This window comes from Candidatus Alistipes pullistercoris, assembly GCF_027665465.1.
Taxonomy (GTDB): domain Bacteria; phylum Bacteroidota; class Bacteroidia; order Bacteroidales; family Rikenellaceae; genus Alistipes_A; species Alistipes_A hominis.
Genome location: NZ_JAQDED010000005.1, coordinates 152,050 through 168,691 on the forward strand (window position 1 = coordinate 152,050; position 16,642 = coordinate 168,691).

Annotated in this window: 16 protein-coding genes; 2 read left to right on the forward strand and 14 right to left on the reverse strand. The window is 55.5% G+C overall.

Annotated features, from left to right (window positions below; all coding sequences use genetic code 11):
- Positions 1-171: 171 nt before the first annotated feature.
- The 4 genes from PGR91_RS08850 to PGR91_RS08865 form a co-directional block, all read right to left on the reverse strand.
- Positions 172-723: a hypothetical protein gene (locus PGR91_RS08850; protein WP_118655838.1), complete on the reverse strand. Its 552-nt coding sequence runs from the start codon at positions 721-723 to the stop codon at positions 172-174.
- 91 nt (positions 724-814) lie between these two features.
- Positions 815-1,363: a hypothetical protein gene (locus PGR91_RS08855; protein WP_125147187.1), complete on the reverse strand. Its 549-nt coding sequence runs from the start codon at positions 1,361-1,363 to the stop codon at positions 815-817.
- Between the two features lie 74 nt (positions 1,364-1,437).
- Positions 1,438-1,986 (reverse strand): hypothetical protein, encoded by a 549-nt coding sequence (locus tag PGR91_RS08860; RefSeq protein WP_125147188.1) that lies wholly within the window; start codon positions 1,984-1,986, stop codon positions 1,438-1,440.
- Between the two features lie 96 nt (positions 1,987-2,082).
- A complete protein-coding gene (locus PGR91_RS08865; RefSeq protein WP_147386977.1) occupies positions 2,083-2,631 on the reverse strand; it encodes a hypothetical protein in 549 nt (182 codons plus the stop codon).
- A gap of 167 nt (positions 2,632-2,798) precedes the next feature.
- Here PGR91_RS08865 and PGR91_RS08870 point away from each other — a divergent pair, with 167 nt between their 5' ends.
- Positions 2,799-3,902 (forward strand): TlpA disulfide reductase family protein, encoded by a 1,104-nt coding sequence (locus PGR91_RS08870; protein WP_182424209.1) that lies wholly within the window; start codon positions 2,799-2,801, stop codon positions 3,900-3,902.
- 76 nt (positions 3,903-3,978) lie between these two features.
- Here the strand turns inward: PGR91_RS08870 and PGR91_RS08875 are convergent, their stop codons facing one another.
- The 3 genes from PGR91_RS08875 to PGR91_RS08885 form a co-directional block, all read right to left on the reverse strand.
- Positions 3,979-4,365, reverse strand: coding sequence for a DUF3127 domain-containing protein (locus tag PGR91_RS08875; RefSeq protein WP_055204751.1), 387 nt, complete (start codon positions 4,363-4,365; stop codon positions 3,979-3,981).
- Complete coding sequence (locus PGR91_RS08880; protein WP_055204752.1) at positions 4,365-4,808, reverse strand: peptidylprolyl isomerase; 444 nt, start codon at positions 4,806-4,808, stop codon at positions 4,365-4,367. Before PGR91_RS08880 ends, PGR91_RS08875 begins: the two co-directional genes overlap by 1 nt.
- A gap of 81 nt (positions 4,809-4,889) precedes the next feature.
- The gene (locus tag PGR91_RS08885) at positions 4,890-6,113 is read right to left on the reverse strand and encodes a hypothetical protein (protein ID WP_055204753.1); all 1,224 of its coding nucleotides are present in this window, start codon (positions 6,111-6,113) and stop codon (positions 4,890-4,892) included.
- Between the two features lie 81 nt (positions 6,114-6,194).
- Between PGR91_RS08885 and PGR91_RS08890 the strand changes: the two genes are divergently transcribed.
- Positions 6,195-9,170: a PEP/pyruvate-binding domain-containing protein gene (locus tag PGR91_RS08890; RefSeq protein ID WP_055205137.1), complete on the forward strand. Its 2,976-nt coding sequence runs from the start codon at positions 6,195-6,197 to the stop codon at positions 9,168-9,170.
- A gap of 38 nt (positions 9,171-9,208) precedes the next feature.
- Here the strand turns inward: PGR91_RS08890 and PGR91_RS08895 are convergent, their stop codons facing one another.
- The 7 genes from PGR91_RS08895 to PGR91_RS08925 form a co-directional block, all read right to left on the reverse strand.
- A complete protein-coding gene (locus tag PGR91_RS08895; protein ID WP_101572545.1) occupies positions 9,209-9,997 on the reverse strand; it encodes a PhzF family phenazine biosynthesis protein in 789 nt (262 codons plus the stop codon).
- A gap of 23 nt (positions 9,998-10,020) precedes the next feature.
- Positions 10,021-11,481, reverse strand: coding sequence for an ATP-binding cassette domain-containing protein (locus tag PGR91_RS08900; RefSeq protein ID WP_118457817.1), 1,461 nt, complete (start codon positions 11,479-11,481; stop codon positions 10,021-10,023).
- 72 nt (positions 11,482-11,553) lie between these two features.
- Entirely contained in the window at positions 11,554-12,252 is a 699-nt protein-coding gene (gene pgl / locus PGR91_RS08905; protein ID WP_055204758.1) for a 6-phosphogluconolactonase, read from the reverse strand.
- 7 nt (positions 12,253-12,259) lie between these two features.
- Positions 12,260-13,780 (reverse strand): glucose-6-phosphate dehydrogenase, encoded by a 1,521-nt coding sequence (gene zwf, locus PGR91_RS08910; protein WP_101572549.1) that lies wholly within the window; start codon positions 13,778-13,780, stop codon positions 12,260-12,262.
- Positions 13,781-13,791: 11 nt separating this feature from the next.
- Complete coding sequence (gnd, locus tag PGR91_RS08915; protein WP_101572551.1) at positions 13,792-15,279, reverse strand: decarboxylating NADP(+)-dependent phosphogluconate dehydrogenase; 1,488 nt, start codon at positions 15,277-15,279, stop codon at positions 13,792-13,794.
- 196 nt (positions 15,280-15,475) lie between these two features.
- Positions 15,476-16,351, reverse strand: a complete 876-nt coding sequence (locus PGR91_RS08920; protein ID WP_118655846.1) for an FAD:protein FMN transferase — start codon at positions 16,349-16,351, stop codon at positions 15,476-15,478.
- A gap of 3 nt (positions 16,352-16,354) precedes the next feature.
- Positions 16,355-16,627 carry a hypothetical protein gene (locus PGR91_RS08925; protein WP_055204764.1) on the reverse strand — a complete coding sequence of 91 codons (273 nt, stop codon included), beginning with the start codon at positions 16,625-16,627 and terminating at the stop codon, positions 16,355-16,357.
- Between the last annotated feature and the right edge of the window lie 15 nt (positions 16,628-16,642).

The window sequence follows — 16,642 nt, forward strand, 5'->3', positions numbered from 1 at the left end:
TTTAACACGAGGTTGCGGTTCTGCGGCGGGTGCCGTGAACGTCATAGAGCAGAAAAATGCGAATAATAATAAAGTTCTCATAATCGTGAGAATCACCGTAGGTAAATATAACGAAACCGGCGGAAAGATGCAACTCCTTCCGCCGGTAATTTTCAGTTAATTTGCCGTTTGTCAGTAAAGCGGGCGGTTGGTAATTCCGGGTATTATCTGGATTAGTCTGAGCTCTGTTCCTCCGTTGCCATTCATTGGATCGTTCCAGTCGATCAGGTAGATCTGTTTACCGGTTGCTTTGAGCGAGTCTACCCAAGCCCATGCTTCTTCGTTTGTTTTAAATGAAGCCAGTTTGTCTTCCAGAGTGATCGGATTGAACGTGTTGATAAATCGTAGCATAGTCCGGGGACCTATGATGATTTCCATTTGGTCTTTCGCGGGGTCTACCGGGCGGGTTTTGCTGAGTTCCGCCGGATTAAAGCTGCAATGGATGAAAAGTATATAAATGTTTTTTTGTTTCGATCTCATTTCGAAAGTTATCGGCCGATGTGCGAATAACGGATCGTTATCGTCTTTTGGATCCTCATATCTTTCGATGCCTTCCTGAGTATTTTGTGTAGATGCGGAACAGTATAAATAAATCGCATCGCCTTTGACACGGGGTTGGGGTTCGACACCGAGTGCCGTGAATGCCGCTGAGCAAACGAATACAAATAGCAACCATGTTTTCATAATTCGACAGGCTCGTTTTTGTAAATATAATGAAAATCGGCAGAAAGGTGCGATTCTTTCTGCCGATAGTTATCATTTAGTATTTAATTTGTTAGTAAGACGGACGGTTGGTAAGGGTAGGCCTTACCTGGATCAGTCTGAGTTCTGTTCCTCCGCTACCATTTATCGGATCATTCCAATCGATCAGGTAAATCTGTTTACCGGTTGCTTTGAGCGAGTCTACCCAGGCCCATGATTCTTCTTTCGTTTTGAAGGATGCCAATTTGTTTTCCAGCGTGATCGGGTTGAACGTATTGATAAACCGCAGCATGGTTCGGGGTCCCGTGACGATTTCCATTTGGTCTTTCACCGGGATTACCGGGCGGGTTTTGCTTAATTCGGTCGGATTGTAGTTGTAAAAAGCAAAATGGATAAAAATATCTTTGGCTTTCGAAACCATCCGAAATAAAATAGGTCGATGTACATAAAGCGGATTATTGTCGTTTGCCGGATTTTCGCTTCTTTCGACGCCTTCGTCGGGATCGGTGCGTGAAGTACAATAGAAATAGATCGCATCGCCCTTGACACGCGGTTGGGGTTCGGCGCCGAATACCGTCAGTGCGGCCGGACAAATAAGTGCGAATAATAACAGAAGTTTCATATAGGTAAATTTAATGAAACCGGCGGAAATGTACAACTCTTTCCGCCGGTAATTTTCAGTTAATTTACCGTTTGTCAGTAAAGGGGCCGATTGGTAGCGGTTGGTATTACTTGGATCAGTTTGATCTGTCCGTTACCGTTTTGATTAAAAGAGTCGTTCCAGTCCAATATGTAAATTCTTTTGCCGGTGGCCTTGACCGAATCCACCCATGTCCATGCCTCTTCTTTCGTACGGAACGAGGCCAGTTTGTCTTCCAAGGTAATGGGTTTTAGTTCATAGATAAATTTCAGCATACCACGCGACGTAATCATAATTTCCAATTGATCTTTTGCCGGATTCACCGAACGAATTTTGGCCAATTCCGTCGGATTGTAATTATAATGATCGAAGCAAACGTAAATGTCTTTCGATTTTGAGTACATCGTAAAAAAGATAGGGCGGTGTACATAAAGAGGATCGTTATCATCTTCAAAATCTTCATCTCTTCGAATTCCGTCGTTTGTTTCGGCTACGGCCGAACAGAAAAAGTATATGTCCTGCATTCCCGGACGGGGTTGAGACCGGGCGCCGGGCATTTGGAGAGTCGCTATGCAAAGCAAGGCGGATAACAGCAAAGTTTTCATATCGTTAAGGGATGTGTTATTTGTAAATGAATATAATGAAACCGGCGGAAAGATGCAACTCCTTCCGCCGGTAATTTTCAGTTAATTTGCCGTTTGTCAGTAAAGCGGGCGGTTAGTCGCACCCGGCATCACCTGGATCAGCTTGATCTGCCCGTTACCGTTTTGATTAAATGAGTCGTTCCAGTCCAAAATATAGATTCTTTTTCCGGTGGTCTTGAGCGAATCCATCCATGTCCATACCTCTTCTTTCGTGCGGAACGAGGCCAGTTTGTCTTCCAAGGTAATGGGTTTTAGTTCATAAATAAATTTCAACATACCACGCGACGTAATCATAATCTCCATTTGGTCTTTCGCCGGTTCGACCGTACGTATTTTACTCAACTGCGTCGGATTATAATTGTAATGATCGAAACAAGCGTAAATGTTTTTCGCTTTGGAAAGCATGATAAAATGAATTGGTCGATGTTCATACAACGGATCATTGTCATTATCCGGATTTTCCACTCTTAGGATCCCTTCCTTCGCATCGGTCACGCTTGAACAAAAAAGATACAAATCCTGAGATCCTGCGCGGAGTTGAGGTTGGGCATCGAGGGTTTGGAAGAATGGCAGACAAATAATAATTAAAATAAATAGCTGTTTCATGATGACGGCAATTATGTCAGTAAGTATAAATAATATTTATTTCAAGAAAAAGTATTTGATTGTGTTTTTTTTGTGCGGTTAAAATGGTCATTCGACCGGGTTATCGTCGAATTTGCTTGTTTACTGTTTTTTTGTTATTTTTAAAGTGTTGTTTTATACGTTGGAGTATGTCGAAAAAACTTTTTTTTGTAATTGTTACGGTTGTATGCACAGCATGTTTTTCGCGCGGAAATTACACCGTGACCGGAACGGTCGATTCTTCTTATGATGGGAAGACGATTTATTTGGAAAGTCTTGGAGATACGCGTGAGCGTATTATCGACAGTACGGTAGTCGCCGACGGTAAATTTGAATTCAGAGGAAGGATAACAGGCGATTCGTGCTGTATAATTCGTTTAGAGTACGATGAGATCGCTTTTGTGCTCGAAGCGGCCGACATACAAATTGGTATCGGGGATGAACAATGTGCCAGGACGGATAAGAATGCGGTTTTGTACGAATATGCTAAGCAAGCGAGGTGTCTTGGTCGACAAATATTTGATAGCCATACGATTGTGATGAATACGAAAGACGCCGCTGTCCGGCAATTCCGGAAGGATAGCCTTTGGACACACTGGAAGACGCAGTGGAAAGAATTGGCCGGTCCGATTGTAAGCCGGAACGACAATGCCCTGGGGGCTTTCGTATGCCGGGATTGGATGAGTTGGATGGGTGTGTATCAGATGGCCTGGATTTCCGGAGAACCTTTCCGTCCGTTCGAGGATTTTGACACGATTTACGCTATGGCCGGAAAACGTATCCGCAGTTTTCGTTTTATGGAGCGGGAGCGTCGGCGGGTCGATGTTTGCCGCCGGACGGCGGAAGGAATGCCGTTCGTCGATTTTCCTGTCGGAAAAGAAGGAGCCGATTCGGGGTCGGTTCGGCTGGCGGATTATATCGGTTGCGGAAAATACGTACTGGTCGATTTCTGGAACAGCTATTCTGATACGTCCTATATTGCAGACTTACGCGACATCTGGAAAAATAGCCGGGGAGATCGTTTCGAAATACTGGGAGTGGTTGTGAGAAGACCGCGGTCGATGGCTTTGACCGCCTTTGAAAAGTTACAAAGACCCTGGCCGCAGGTATTTGATGATAAAAATCTGACGTCGGAATCTTACGGATCCGGGGCAGGACTCCGTATATTATTTGACCCCGACGGAAAAATCATAGCCAGAGGGATTCATCGCGATAGTCTGAAAACGAAAATAGCCGAAATTTTGGGTGAATGAAGCGGTATCCGGTTTCTAATGAAAACGGTCTGGATTTTTTGAAATCCAGACCGTTTTTTAGTTGTAAAATTCCGATTTAGAACGGCAGGTCGTCTACTTCGGCGGACGAACTCGTCGAGGCCGGTTCGTCGGAAGCGAATGCGTCCATCGGCGGCAGCCCGTCGGCTACCGGAGCCTGCGGCTGCGGTTGCTGGGCCGCTTTGCGGGTGATTCTCCACGCGCGCGCTTCGGTAAACCAGCGGCCGTTGTATTCGCGCGATTCGACGTTGGCCGAAACGGCGACCGATTCGCCCGGTTGCAGCGTGCCGGCTTCCTGCGCCTTGTCGCCCCAGAACCCGACGCACAGTTTGCGGTTGAACTCGCCGGGCAGTTCGAATACCACCTCTTGTTTCATCCATTCGCCGCGGGCGCTCGTTCCCTTGACGAGCGGAAGTACCCGCCATACGGTTCCTTCGAATTCCATTACGCTTGGTCTTTAAAGATTTCGATGTTCAGAATCAGGTCGCCCTGGCGGATCTGGTCGATCACGTCGAGCCCTTCGACCACGCGGCCGAAACAGGTGTGCACGCCGTCCAGGTGCGCCGTATTCGTGCGGTTCATGCAGATGAAAAACTGCGATCCGCCGGTGTCCTTGCCGCGATGCGCCATCGACAGTACGCCCCGGTCGTGATACTGTTTGCCCGCCGATGTCTCGCACTTGATCGTATAGCCCGGACCGCCGGCTCCGGTTCCCTGCGGACAGCCGCCCTGGATCACGAAATCGGGAATAACGCGGTGGAACGTCAGCCCGTCGTAAAAGCCCGATTCGGCCAGTTTGCAGAAATTGTTCACCGCGATCGGCGTTTCGTTGTCGTAAAACTCGACGGTCATATCCCCCTTCTCGGTATGTATGATTCCTTTTGTCATGGTTTATTTTTTGTTATCGGTAATTGGTCAAGTCAAAGGTAAGGCTTTACCGGCTGAATTCCAAACCGGCCGGGCCGGGCGCTATTCGGCCGCCGTCGCCGGTTCCCGTTTGCGCAGGTTCATCCGCGGCGCCCGTTTGAATTCTTTGGTGCGGTCGAACAAGTAGCGGTAAGTCGTGTGCATTTTGTGCTTCTGGGCGCAGACGTAATTCTCGACCATCCGCATCATCACCGGGTTGAAGTCGCCGATCCATGCTAGTTCGAGGCTTTTATACCTGAATTTGATCTTTTTCGCCACGTCCTGTTCGAACGTGTAGATCATGCCCGATTCGATCCCTTTCCCCTGGAATTCGGGAACGACGCCGAAGATGAGGGCGAAGATGCGCGTCGCTTTTTTCGTCACCTTCAACCGCCACAGGAAGCGGAATTTCTGCAATAGGCCGAAACGCCCCTTCAGCGGCCCGATCACGCCGTTCAGGTCGGGAATCATCAAAAAGAAGCCGATCGGCCGGTCGTCGTAGTAGGCGAAATACATCAGGTGTTCGTCGATGATCGGCCGCATCTTTTTCAGCAGGGCGAAAGCGTGTTCGCGGTCGATCGGTTTGACGCCCGAGAATCCCGCCCATCCTTTGTTGTAAACCTCCAGGAAGTCGTCGGCGTATTTTTCGATCCGGCGCTTGTCCATGTGCTCGAACCGGTAGCGCGGCTCTTCCTTCAGCCGTTTGACCCGTTCGTAAACGTTTTCCGGAAACAGGCCTTCGGCCAGTTCGCGCAGGTAGGTGTGCTGGTTGAAATAGTTTTGGAAGCCGTAATTCTCGAACAGGCGGACGTAGTATTCGAAGTTGTACGGGTTGCAGTACAGCGGCGTGAATTCGAATCCCTTTACCAGCAATCCCCACCACGAATCGCGGTCGCCGAAGTTGATCGGGCCGTCCATCGCCTCCAGGCCGCGAGCGGCGAGCCAGTCGCGCGCCGCGTCGAAAAGCAGGTCGGCTACCCGTTGGTCGTCGATCGATTCGAAAAATCCGCAGCCGCCGGTCGGCTGGTATTCCGACGCTTTGACCAACTCGCGGTTGTAGAAGGCGGCGATGCGTCCGACCGCGCGGCCCCGTTCGTCGAGTGCGATCCAGCGGATCGCTTCGCCGTCGTGCAGCAATTCGTTGGTCTGCGGGCGGAACCGGTTTTCGATGTCGCTGTCCAACGGGCAGATCCAGTGCGGTTCGTCGCGGTAAAGCCGTTTGGGCAGGTCGAGAAATTCACGCGCAGCCCGCCGCGAGGTGACTTCTTCGAGCGTATAGTTAGCCATAGGGTTGTTCGATAGTTTGTGCAAAGGTAAAAAAAGTTCCAAAAAATGCGTAAGTTTGTTTCGCACTATTCGGATAAGATTATGACACAGGATACCATCGGCCGGATCACGGCCGACACGACGATCGACTACGGCAACCTGATGCGGCGGCGCATCCGCAAGGTACTGCTGATCGGAAGCAGTTACGATGCGTTCACGCTTGAGGAGGACGGCCGGATCGACGTGCAGATCAGCAACGAGTACATCGATCTGAACCTGAGCAATCCGCCGTCGTTCCGGCGCGTCAGTTCGTCGGTCGAAGCGCTCGAATTGTTGCGCGACGATCCAGGATTCGATTTGGTAATCAGTATGTTCAATGTCGGCGAGATCGACGTTTTCCACCTGTCGAAGCTGATCCGCGAACAGCAGCCGGACATTCCGATCGTGCTGCTGACCAATTTTTCGCGCGATATCGGGATGCGGATCGAGAACGAGGACACGTCGGCCATCGATTACACGTTCTATTGGCACGGCAATCCCGACCTGATCCTGACGATCATCAAGCTGATCGAAGACCGGATGAACGCCGACAACGACATCCTGCAGGTCGGCGTGCAGTCGATCTTGCTGGTCGAAGACTCGGTGAAGTACTATTCGACCTACCTGCCGACGATCTACAAGCTGGTGTTGCAGCAGAGCCGCGAATTCGCGAAGGAGGCGCTCAACGAGCAGCAGCAAAAGCTGCGCAAGCGCGCCCGGCCGAAGATCCTGCTGGCGACGAACTACGCGGAGGCGGTCGAACTGTATGAAAAATACAAGAACAACCTGCTGGGGGTGATTTCCGACGTCGGTTTCGTTATTCACAAGGACGATCCGGCGTCGAGCGAAAAGCTGGATGCGGGAATCGACCTCTGCAAGCTGATTAAAAAAGATAATCCGCAAATGCCGTTCCTGCTGCAATCGTCGCAGGAGAGTATGCGCGCGACGGCCGAGGAACTGGGCGTCGGCTTTATCGCGAAGTATTCGAAGACGCTGTTGATCGAACTGAGCGACTACATCGGCGAGGAGTTTTCGTTCGGCGATTTCGTGTTCAAGGATTTGAAGACGGGAACCGTGATCGGCCGCGCCCGCGACCTGCGCGATCTGCAACAGTTGGTTATGGAGATTCCCGAGGAGGTGCTGTTCTATCACGGCGAACGCAACCGGCTGTCGAAGTGGATGTATGCCCGCGGGCTTTTTTCGTTGGCGGCGACGGTGCGCAAGCTGCACAACGGTTCGTTCGACTCGATCGACCGGATGCGCGAATTCATCGCGCAGGCGATCCGCGAATACCGCATCCTGCAGGGATACGGCGTGGTGGCGCGTTTCGACCCCGACACGTACGACAATTACATCGGTTTCGCCCGGATCGGCAACGGTTCGCTCGGCGGTAAGGCGCGCGGACTGGCCTTTATGAACAGTATGCTGCATAAGTACCGCTTTTACGACAAGTACGAGGGCGTGCGGATCTACCTGCCGCGGACGCTGGTGATCGCCACCGACTGTTTCGACGAGTTCATCCGCGAGAACGGCCTGCAATACGTGATCAACTCCGATATCTCCGACGACGAGATACTTTCCGAATTCGTCAGCTCGCGGCTGCCCGAGTCGCTGGTCGACGACCTGCGAATCTTCATCCGCCACTCGTCGAAACCGTTGGCCGTGCGGTCGAGTTCGAAACTGGAGGACTCGCACTACCAGCCTTTTGCCGGTATCTATTCGACTTATATGATTCCGATGACCAGCAACGAAGACCAGACGCTGCGACTGCTCGGCAAGGCGATCAAGAGCGTTTATGCGTCGGTCTATTTCGCATCGAGCCGCGCCTATATCCAGGCGACGGCCAACCTGCTGAGCGAGGAGAAGATGGCCGTCGTGATCCAGGAGGTGTGCGGGACGGCCGACAGCGGGTATTTCTTTCCGACGATTTCCGGCGTGGCCCGTTCGCTGAATTTTTATCCGATCGGCGACGAGAAGCCGCAGGACGGTATCGTGAACCTCGCGTTCGGGCTCGGCAAGCTGGTTGTCGACGGCGGTCAGACGCTCCGCTTTTCGCCCCGTTATCCGAAAAACGTATTGCAACTTTCGACGCCCGAACTGGCGTTGAGCGAGACGCAGCGCGAGATGTATGCGTTGAACTTGAAGCCCGAAGAGTTCAAAACGTCGATCGACGACGCGGTGAACCTGCAGCGTTTCGAGATCAACAAGGCGAAGCATTTTCGCAACATGCGTCATGTCGCTTCGACCTGGGATATGCAGAATCAACGCATTACGGACAGTACGTTCGAAGACGGGCGCAAGATCGTCACCTTCTCGCGAATCCTGAAATACGATACGATCCCGCTGGCGCAGATCGTCTGCGACCTGCTCGAAATGGGCGAAAAAGAGATGCGTTGCCCGATCGAAATGGAGTTTGCCGTCGATATGGACGTGCCGTACGGCACGGATTGCGTGTTCAATTTCCTGCAGATACGCCCGATCGTCGATACGCAGTCGAACGTTTCGCTCGACTGGTCGGAGGTATCCCCCGACGGCGCGCTGGTCTATGCCGAACACGCTCTCGGGCTCGGCGCGATCGGCGACGTATGCGACGTGGTTTATATTCGCAACGAGGCGTTCGATTCGGCGCGCACGCAGCAGATCGCCGACGAGATCGGCGCGCTGAACAACCGGATGCGTGCAGAAAAGCGTTCCTACGTGCTGATCGGTCCCGGACGCTGGGGGTCGAGCGACCCGTGGCTCGGCATTCCGGTCAAGTGGACCGCGATTTCGGAAGCGAAAGTGATCGTCGAGTGCGGGCTCGAAAATTTCCGCGTCGAACCGAGTCAAGGGACCCATTTTTTCCAGAACCTCACGTCGTTCGGCGTCGGCTACATGACCATCAGCCCGTTCCTCGGCGACGGAGCGTTCGACGCGGCTCAGTTGGACGGCGAACAAGCCGTCTACGAGAGCGAATTGGTGCGGCATGTCCGTTTTACGGAGCCGCTGTACATTTACGTCGACGGCCGCAAAAACAAAGGCATCATCCGCAAAGGATGACCGGAAGGATAAAGAGGCCGGGAACGGGCCGGGAAGCGTCAGATGTAGATTTCGCCTTTGAGATAGAGTTCGGCCCGGCCGCTGATTTCGACCCTTTCGCCGAGGACTCTGCACCGTAAGTAACCTTTCCGGGCGGACAGTTGTATCGCCGACAGTTCGGTTTTGCCGTACTTTGCGGCCCAGTACGGGGCGAGGGTCGTGTGCGCCGATCCGGTGACGGGATCTTCGGCGACTCCCGATTGCGGAGCGAAAAAACGGGATACGAAATCTGCCTTTTCGCCTTTTGCCGTAACGATGACCCCCCGGGCTTTCAATTTTGCGATGGATTCCAATCGCGGTTCGATGTCGGCGACATCGGCTTCGTTCGCGAAAACAAGCATGTAATCGGTTCTTCCTTTATAGGTCCCGACCGGTTTTTTATCGAAGCAGTTCAGGAGTTCGTCCGAAACCGGAACTTCGTGCGGTTCGTCGGCCGGAAAGTCCAGCGTCAGGCCGTCCGGTTTTTTGCTCACCTGCAATTCCCCGCTCCGGGGCGAGTAGAAACGGATCGGGGTTTCTCGCCGATCTTCGTATTCGAACAGGACGTGGGCCGCCGCCAACGTGGCGTGGCCGCACAGGTCTACCTCGGTGTTCGGCGTAAACCATCTGATTTCGTACCGGTCGCCCCGGCCGACGTAAAAGGCCGTTTCGGCGAGGTTGTTTTCCATCGCGATTTTCTGCAAGAGGTCGTCGCTTATCCAACTGTCCAGCGGGCAGACGGCCGCCGGGTTGCCCGTGAATAACTTTTCGGCGAATGCATCGACCTGGTATAGTTTATACGTATTCATCGTTGTTCGGAACTTCCGGTTCGCTATGCATGTTTTTGTAGCACCATTTTTTTGTCCACGCACCGGGGAAGCTCCCGCTCGTAGTGCGTCACGTAGATCATCGTCTTGTCCGGCCGGCGGCAGAAAGCCTCGATCACGGCGCGGGCGCGTTCCTTGTTGTAGCAGTCGAGTCCGTGCAACGGTTCGTCGAGGATCAGCAGGTCGGGGTCTTTGACGAAGGCGCGCGCCAGCAGCAGCAGTCGCTGTTCGCCCGACGACAGTTTCACGAACGATTTATCCCGCAGTCCGCCCATTTCGAACGTCTTCAGCCACTCTTCGCAGACGGCCCGCTGGTCGTCGTTCGGAGTCAGGTACAGGCCGATCGAATCGAAAAATCCGGACGCCACGATGTCGATCGCCGGGATATTCTTGATGTACGAGCGGTGCATCTCCGGCGAGACGTAGCCGATGTGCTTTTTGATATCCCAGATGCTTTCGCCCGATCCGCGTTGCCGTCCGAACAGCACGATGTCCTGGGCGTAGGATTGCGGGTTGTCGGCGCAGATCAGGCTCAGCAGCGTCGATTTGCCGGAGCCGTTGGCGCCGGTCAGCGTCCATTTGTCGCCGCCCCGGATTGTCCAGTTTACCGAGTCGAGCACCGTCCGTTCGCCGTAGCGGATCGTAACGTTGCGCAGCCGCACCACTTCGTCGCAATGCAGCGGTTCGGCGAGGGGAGGGGGTAGTTGGATCGGCTGCCGTTCGTAAGCGGCGGTCATTTCGGCCCGGCGTCGCGAGAACGGTTCGTCGCGCAGGAACGTTTCGCGGGTCTGCTTCGCGCCGCACCGCATACCGTCCACCGTGCAGACGTGCGTGACGAACGACGGGATGTCGGCCGGGGACGAGACCGACAGCACGATTTGTACGTCCGACCGTCGGGTCAGCGTGACGAACAGCTCTTCGAGCGTTCGGCGCGCCTCGACGTCCAGTCCGATGAACGGGCTTTCGACGACCAGTACGCGCGGCGCGGCCAGCAGCATTTTGGCGATCTGGAATTTTCGCAGCTCGCCGCTCGACAACAGGATGATCTGTTTTTGCAACATGCCGCGGATGCCGAGCAGATCGAAGATCCGTTCGCGTTCCAGCGGGTCGCAGGTCACGCGGTCGAACATTTCCGAGGCCAGCGGCGCGCTTTCGCGGTCGGTGGCGTTCCACCGCTGCTGGTAATAGTATTCTCCGTCGGCGCTGCCGTAAGCGTCGCGGAATGTGATGTAGCGGATGTGCTGCGACGCACGGTTGTCGTCCGAGCGGAAATCGTAGTTCAACTTGCCTTCCGCGAGGTAAAGGTTGCCCAACAGCGTTTCGATTAGGATCGTTTTGCCGCTGCCGTTGAGCCCCATGACGGCGATATGTTCCCCGGCTTCGAGCGTGAAATTGACGGGCGTGCGGAACCGCCGGCTTTCGTCGCGGACGACTCCGTTTTGCAGTGCTATGATCGGTTGTTCCATCGTTTTCCGGTTTGGTCGCCGCAAAGGTACGCAAAAATACCCGACGATGACCGGAAGGCGGAGCGCGCGGGATTATATTTTACAGTTCGTATAGACCGCCGCCCGTTCGGCGCGGCGGAGGATGTACCCCGCGGGATATTCCGCTCCCTGCGGGCCGTCTATTTTTTGCAGGATTTCCGCCTTTCCGGGGCCGATGACCGGAAACAGCAGTTCCGCCCCGTTGAGGATCAGCGGGCCGGTCATCGTGATCCGCCACTGACCGGTGACCGGATGCCGCGATACCGCGTAACAGGCCGGGTCGGTCAGTAATCCGGGCGTGTGCGGGAAGATCGAAGCGGTGTGGCCGTCGTCGCCGATGCCGAGGACGACCGCATCGAAGCGCGGCAGTCCGTCTTGTAGCGGCAGTTCGGCCCGGACGGCCGCCGCGTAGCGCCGGGCTTCTTGTTCGGGATCCTCTTCGCCCCGTATCCGGAACAGGTGGTTGTCGGGGATGCCGATCTTTTGAAACAGCAGTTCGTCGGCATATTTGAAATTGCTTTCCGGGTCGTCCGGCGGGACGCATCGTTCGTCGACCCAATAGAAGCGCAGCCGTGACCACGCGATTTTCCGTACATATTCCTGCGCCCAGAGCCGGAACAGCAGTTTGGCCGTCCCGCCGCCCGAGAGGGCGATGTGGAACGGACCGTCCGTTTTTTGCCGGACCGCTGCGGCCAGTTGTTCGGTCATTGCCTGCAGTGCGTCGTGCACGCAGTCGAAAGAGAGCATTTCCATAGCGTGTTTATTCCTGAAAAATGGATTCGTCCAGGGTACAATTCTCATCCGGCCGGTCGTTGCCGTCTTCGAGCAGTTGCTGCGGGTCGGGCCCTTCGGTCAGCACCGGATAGGTCAGCAGGCCCCGCTGCGGGTTTTGCTTCCAGGCCCGCAGGATCGGGTCAATGAACTGCCAGCTCGCTTCGAGCGAGTCGCGGCGGGCGTACAGCGTCGAGTCGCCGAGCATCACGTCCAACAGCAGCCGTTCGTAAGCGTCGGGCAGGTAGTCCGACGACAGCGAGTCGTAGCGGAAATCCATGCTGACCTGCCGTACGCTCAGTCCCGCGCCGGGCATTTTCAGTCCGAATTTCAGCGAGATGCTCTCGTCGGGCTGGATACGCAGCGTGAGCTTGTTGCACGAACGCCCGGAGCACTGGCCCGAAAAGAGTTGCGTCGGCGTCGATTTGAAGTGGATCACGACTTCGGACTGTTTTTTCGACAGCCGTTTGCCGGTATGGAACAGGAACGGTACGCCGCCCCAGCGCCAGTTGTCGATAAAGAGTTTCATCGCCACGAAAGTCTCGGTCGTCGAATCCGGAGCGACGTTTTTCTCTTCGCGGTATCCCGGGACGTATTGCCCGTCGATTTCGCATCCGGTGTATTGAGCCCGCAGCACGTTGCGCCCGATTTCGGCCGGCGTGTAACGGCGGATGGCGCGGAACACTTTGACGATCTCGTTGCGGATCGGTTCCGGTTCGAAAACGGCCGGCGGCTCCATCGCGACGAAAGCCATCAACTGCAGCAGGTGGTTCTGGATCATGTCGCGCAGCGCTCCGGCGCTTTCGTAATACGGGCCCCGGTTTTCGACGCCGAGGGTTTCGGTCGCGCTGATCTCGACGTAGTCGATGTAGTTGCGGTTCCACAGCGGCTCGAAAATGCCGTTCGAGAAACGCAGCACCAGGATGTTTTGCACCGTCTCTTTGCCGAGATAGTGGTCGATCCGGTAGATTCCGTTTTCTTCGAATACCCCGCGCAGCAGTTCGCTGAGCCGGCGCGCCGATTCGAGGTCGGTGCCGAACGGCTTTTCGACAACGATCCGTCGCCATCCTTTTTTCGTTGCGGCGACGTTCAGCCCGGCTTCTTTCAGTCCGGCCGGGATCGTTTCGTACAGTACCGGCGGCGTGGCCAGGTAATAGACGACCCGGTCGGGCGAGCCGAGCGTTTCCAGCAGTTCGCCGATGCGGTTTTTCAGGTTGCCGTAAGTGGCGTATTCGGTCGGTTCGAAACTGACGTAATGAATCATCCGGAGAAATTCGTCGATCTGTCCGTCGTCGTACGACGCGCCTTTGGCGCTCCGGCGGATGCCTTCGCGCTGCTGCTGCCGGAACGTGTCGTCGGTATATTCGCTGCGCGAGGCGCCCAGGATCGCGAACCGTTTCGGCAACAGCCCCCGCACGTAGAGTTCGAACAGCGACGGCATCAGCTTGCGCCGGGTCAGGTCGCCCGATGCCCCGAAGATGACGAGTAGTTGGTTATCCGCTTTTTTCATAGTGTCTTGTGCTATACGTTGTAACTGCCCGACGAGGTCTTGCCGCCCCGGCCGGTCCAGTCGTTGTGGAAAAACTCCCCGCGCGGCGCGTCGGTGCGTTCGAAGGTGTGCGCGCCGAAGTAGTCGCGCTGCGCCTGGATCAGGCTGGCCGGCGAGTCGGCCGTCCGCAGGCCGTCGAAATAGCTGAGCGCCGAGCCCATGCACGGCAGCGCCGTTCCGCCGAGAGCCCCCGCTGCGACGACGCTGCGCCATGCGGGCAGCGCGGCGGTGATTTTGTCGCGGAAAAAGTCGTCGAAAAGCAGGTTTTCGAGCAGCGGGTTTCGGTCGTAGGCTTCGGTGATCTTTTCGAGGAACGCCGAACGGATGATGCATCCCTTGCGCCAGATCCGGGCGATCGTGCCGCAGTCGAGATCCCACCGGTAATGGGCCGAAGCGCGTTGCATCAGCGAGAATCCCTGCGCATAAGAGATCAGCTTGGCGGCATACAGCGCGTCGCGTATCGCTTCCGCCTGGACGGCTTTCTCGTCGTCCGGTTCGCGGCCGGTCATCGCGTTGAGGTCGGTACGCGCGTCCGGATAGAGCCCGCTCGCCGTGATCCGCGCTTCTTTCATCGACGAGATCAGCCGCGCGTAGACCGCTTCGGTAATCAGCGTGAGCGGGTCGTTTTCGTCGACAGCCGTGACGACGCTCCACTTGCCGGTGCCTTTCTGTCCCGCCACGTCGAGTATGCGGTCGATCAGATAGCCTCCTTTCGGGTCTTTAAAATGGACGATCCGGGCGGTGATTTCGATCAGAAAGCTGTTCAGTTCGCCTCGGTTCCATTCGGCGAATACGCGGTGCATCGTTTCGGGATCGAGCTGCAAGCTGTTTTTCAGCAGTGCGTAAGCCTCCGCGATTAGCTGCATATCGCCGTACTCGATGCCGTTATGCACCGTTTTGACGAAGTGCCCGGCTCCGCCGCTGCCGATCCATTCGCAGCACGGGGTGCCGTCGTCCAGCTTCGCGGCGATGCCCTGCAATACGTCTTTGACCAGCGGCCATGCTTCCGGCGTACCTCCCGGCATGATCGACGGGCCGTGCAGGGCCCCTTCCTCCCCGCCGGAGATCCCCGCTCCGACGAAATACAGTCCCCGGTTTTCGACCTCTTTCACGCGCCGGGCCGTATCCTGAAAGGCGGAGTTGCCTCCGTCGATAATTACGTCTCCCGGTTCCATCAGCGGCGTCAATTGCGCGATCAGTTCGTCGACCGCTTCCCCGGCCCGCACCATCATCATGATCCGGCGCGGACGCCTGACCGATCCGACCAACTCGCGAATCGAGTGCGTGCCCGTGAACCGTTTCCCGTTGCCGCGTCCTGCGACGAAACGGTCGACGACGCCTTTTTCGCCCGGCGCCGTCCGGTTGTAGACCGACACGCTGAATCCTTTGCTTTCCATGTTCAGCGCGAGGTTTTCACCCATTACGGCCAGGCCGATCAGTCCGATATCCGTTTTTTCCATAGTTTTCGTGAGTTTTGAATTTGCGAAGCCTTGCGGCCGCATAGCGTTTCTATACAAATATCATACTTTTTTCGGATCAAACCTTCTGATCTTTCAGAAAAAACGGCGGATTCTCAATTCGATAGCAAAATAAAGTCCCGGTGGAACGATGCCGTCGGGACTTGCGCGAATTCGTGTGAATTATGGAACGGCGAATTCAGACCGCTTCGCGGGTCGTGTGACCGGCGGTCGTGAAATCCATCTCGGCGACGCGCGCGAGCGCGAAATGCCGCAGGACGGTCTGCCGCTGTGCGGCATCGGCGACGAACAACGCGGTGGAGAGCACCTCGCTGTCGAGGGCGGACGGAGCCGCTACCGAGACGATCCGGTTGTCGGTGACCGGTTTTCCGGTTCGCGGCGAACGGATATGTCCGCGGTTCGACGGCAGGTTGCCCGACGAGGAGAGGCAGAGGTCGTTCAGTCCGAAGAAGGTCATGTTCTCGCCGCGCCGTAACGGGTTCTCTACGCCGACCTGCCAACTGTCGCCGGACGGGTGGCAGCCGATCCCGCAGACCGAACTATTGCCGAAATTGACCAACGCGGTCGTGATTCCGGCGTTTTTCAACATGCCGAGAGCCTGTTGCAACGCGTATCCCTTGCCGTATCCCCCGAAATCGAAAATTGCGTCCGGACGCAGTTTGACGACCGCTTCGCAGGCGGGGTCGACCGCGAAACAAGACTCCCCCGGCAAGTATTCCGGCGTTTGGATCGCAATATCGAACGCCCCGCCGGTCATTTCGCGGTAACGCAGCGCATCGGCGAAAATCCCGAGCAACTCCGGATCGGCCGGGCATTTGTCATAGAACGTGTTCTGATTGATCTGCCACACGTCGCTCGCTTCGTCGAACCGGTTCAGGCGGTTCTCGATCCTCCGGATCTCCGCGGCGATGTCGTGGCACAATGCTGCAGCTTCATTTTCAGTCGGGCCGACCGTCAACAGGTCGAACCGGCTGTGCATCGCTTCGAACCATCCGTAGAACAGACCCGTTCCGTTCTGCATTTGCCGGAACGTATGGCTGACCGCATCTCCCATCCGTTACGCTTTCGCTTTTTCGTTACGTTTGCGGCAGCCGCCTTTCCCGCACACGAGTCGCAGGACGAGCCTGCCTGCCCAGCGGATCGGGATCAGCACGGCGTAAAGCAGCACGGACAACGGCAAGATTACGTACCACAACGACAGAAGTTCGCTCCAACTGGTTCCGTACTGGACGATGGCATAAGCGTTCCATGCCGTCAGCGCGGCTACGCAGCAGATCCATACGATTATTTCCCGGCGGATTTGCCGCCCCTTGATTACGATATCTTTCATAGTTCGTCGCTTTTG

Coding starts and splice junctions, on each gene's coding strand:
- PGR91_RS08850 (WP_118655838.1), bottom strand. CDS start 723: ATGAAAACATGGTTGCTATTTGTATTCGTTTGCTCAGCGGCATTCACG.
- PGR91_RS08885 (WP_055204753.1), bottom strand. CDS start 6,113: ATGGCTAACTATACGCTCGAAGAAGTCACCTCGCGGCGGGCTGCGCGT.
- pgl (WP_055204758.1), bottom strand. CDS start 12,252: ATGGAAATGCTCTCTTTCGACTGCGTGCACGACGCACTGCAGGCAATG.
- PGR91_RS08860 (WP_125147188.1), bottom strand. CDS start 1,986: ATGAAAACTTTGCTGTTATCCGCCTTGCTTTGCATAGCGACTCTCCAA.
- PGR91_RS08890 (WP_055205137.1), top strand. CDS start 6,195: ATGACACAGGATACCATCGGCCGGATCACGGCCGACACGACGATCGAC.
- PGR91_RS08870 (WP_182424209.1), top strand. CDS start 2,799: ATGTCGAAAAAACTTTTTTTTGTAATTGTTACGGTTGTATGCACAGCA.
- zwf (WP_101572549.1), bottom strand. CDS start 13,780: ATGAAAAAAGCGGATAACCAACTACTCGTCATCTTCGGGGCATCGGGC.
- PGR91_RS08895 (WP_101572545.1), bottom strand. CDS start 9,997: ATGAATACGTATAAACTATACCAGGTCGATGCATTCGCCGAAAAGTTA.
- PGR91_RS08925 (WP_055204764.1), bottom strand. CDS start 16,627: ATGAAAGATATCGTAATCAAGGGGCGGCAAATCCGCCGGGAAATAATC.
- PGR91_RS08900 (WP_118457817.1), bottom strand. CDS start 11,481: ATGGAACAACCGATCATAGCACTGCAAAACGGAGTCGTCCGCGACGAA.
- PGR91_RS08880 (WP_055204752.1), bottom strand. CDS start 4,808: ATGACAAAAGGAATCATACATACCGAGAAGGGGGATATGACCGTCGAG.
- PGR91_RS08855 (WP_125147187.1), bottom strand. CDS start 1,363: ATGAAACTTCTGTTATTATTCGCACTTATTTGTCCGGCCGCACTGACG.
- PGR91_RS08875 (WP_055204751.1), bottom strand. CDS start 4,365: ATGGAATTCGAAGGAACCGTATGGCGGGTACTTCCGCTCGTCAAGGGA.
- PGR91_RS08920 (WP_118655846.1), bottom strand. CDS start 16,351: ATGGGAGATGCGGTCAGCCATACGTTCCGGCAAATGCAGAACGGAACG.
- PGR91_RS08865 (WP_147386977.1), bottom strand. CDS start 2,631: ATGAAACAGCTATTTATTTTAATTATTATTTGTCTGCCATTCTTCCAA.
- gnd (WP_101572551.1), bottom strand. CDS start 15,279: ATGGAAAAAACGGATATCGGACTGATCGGCCTGGCCGTAATGGGTGAA.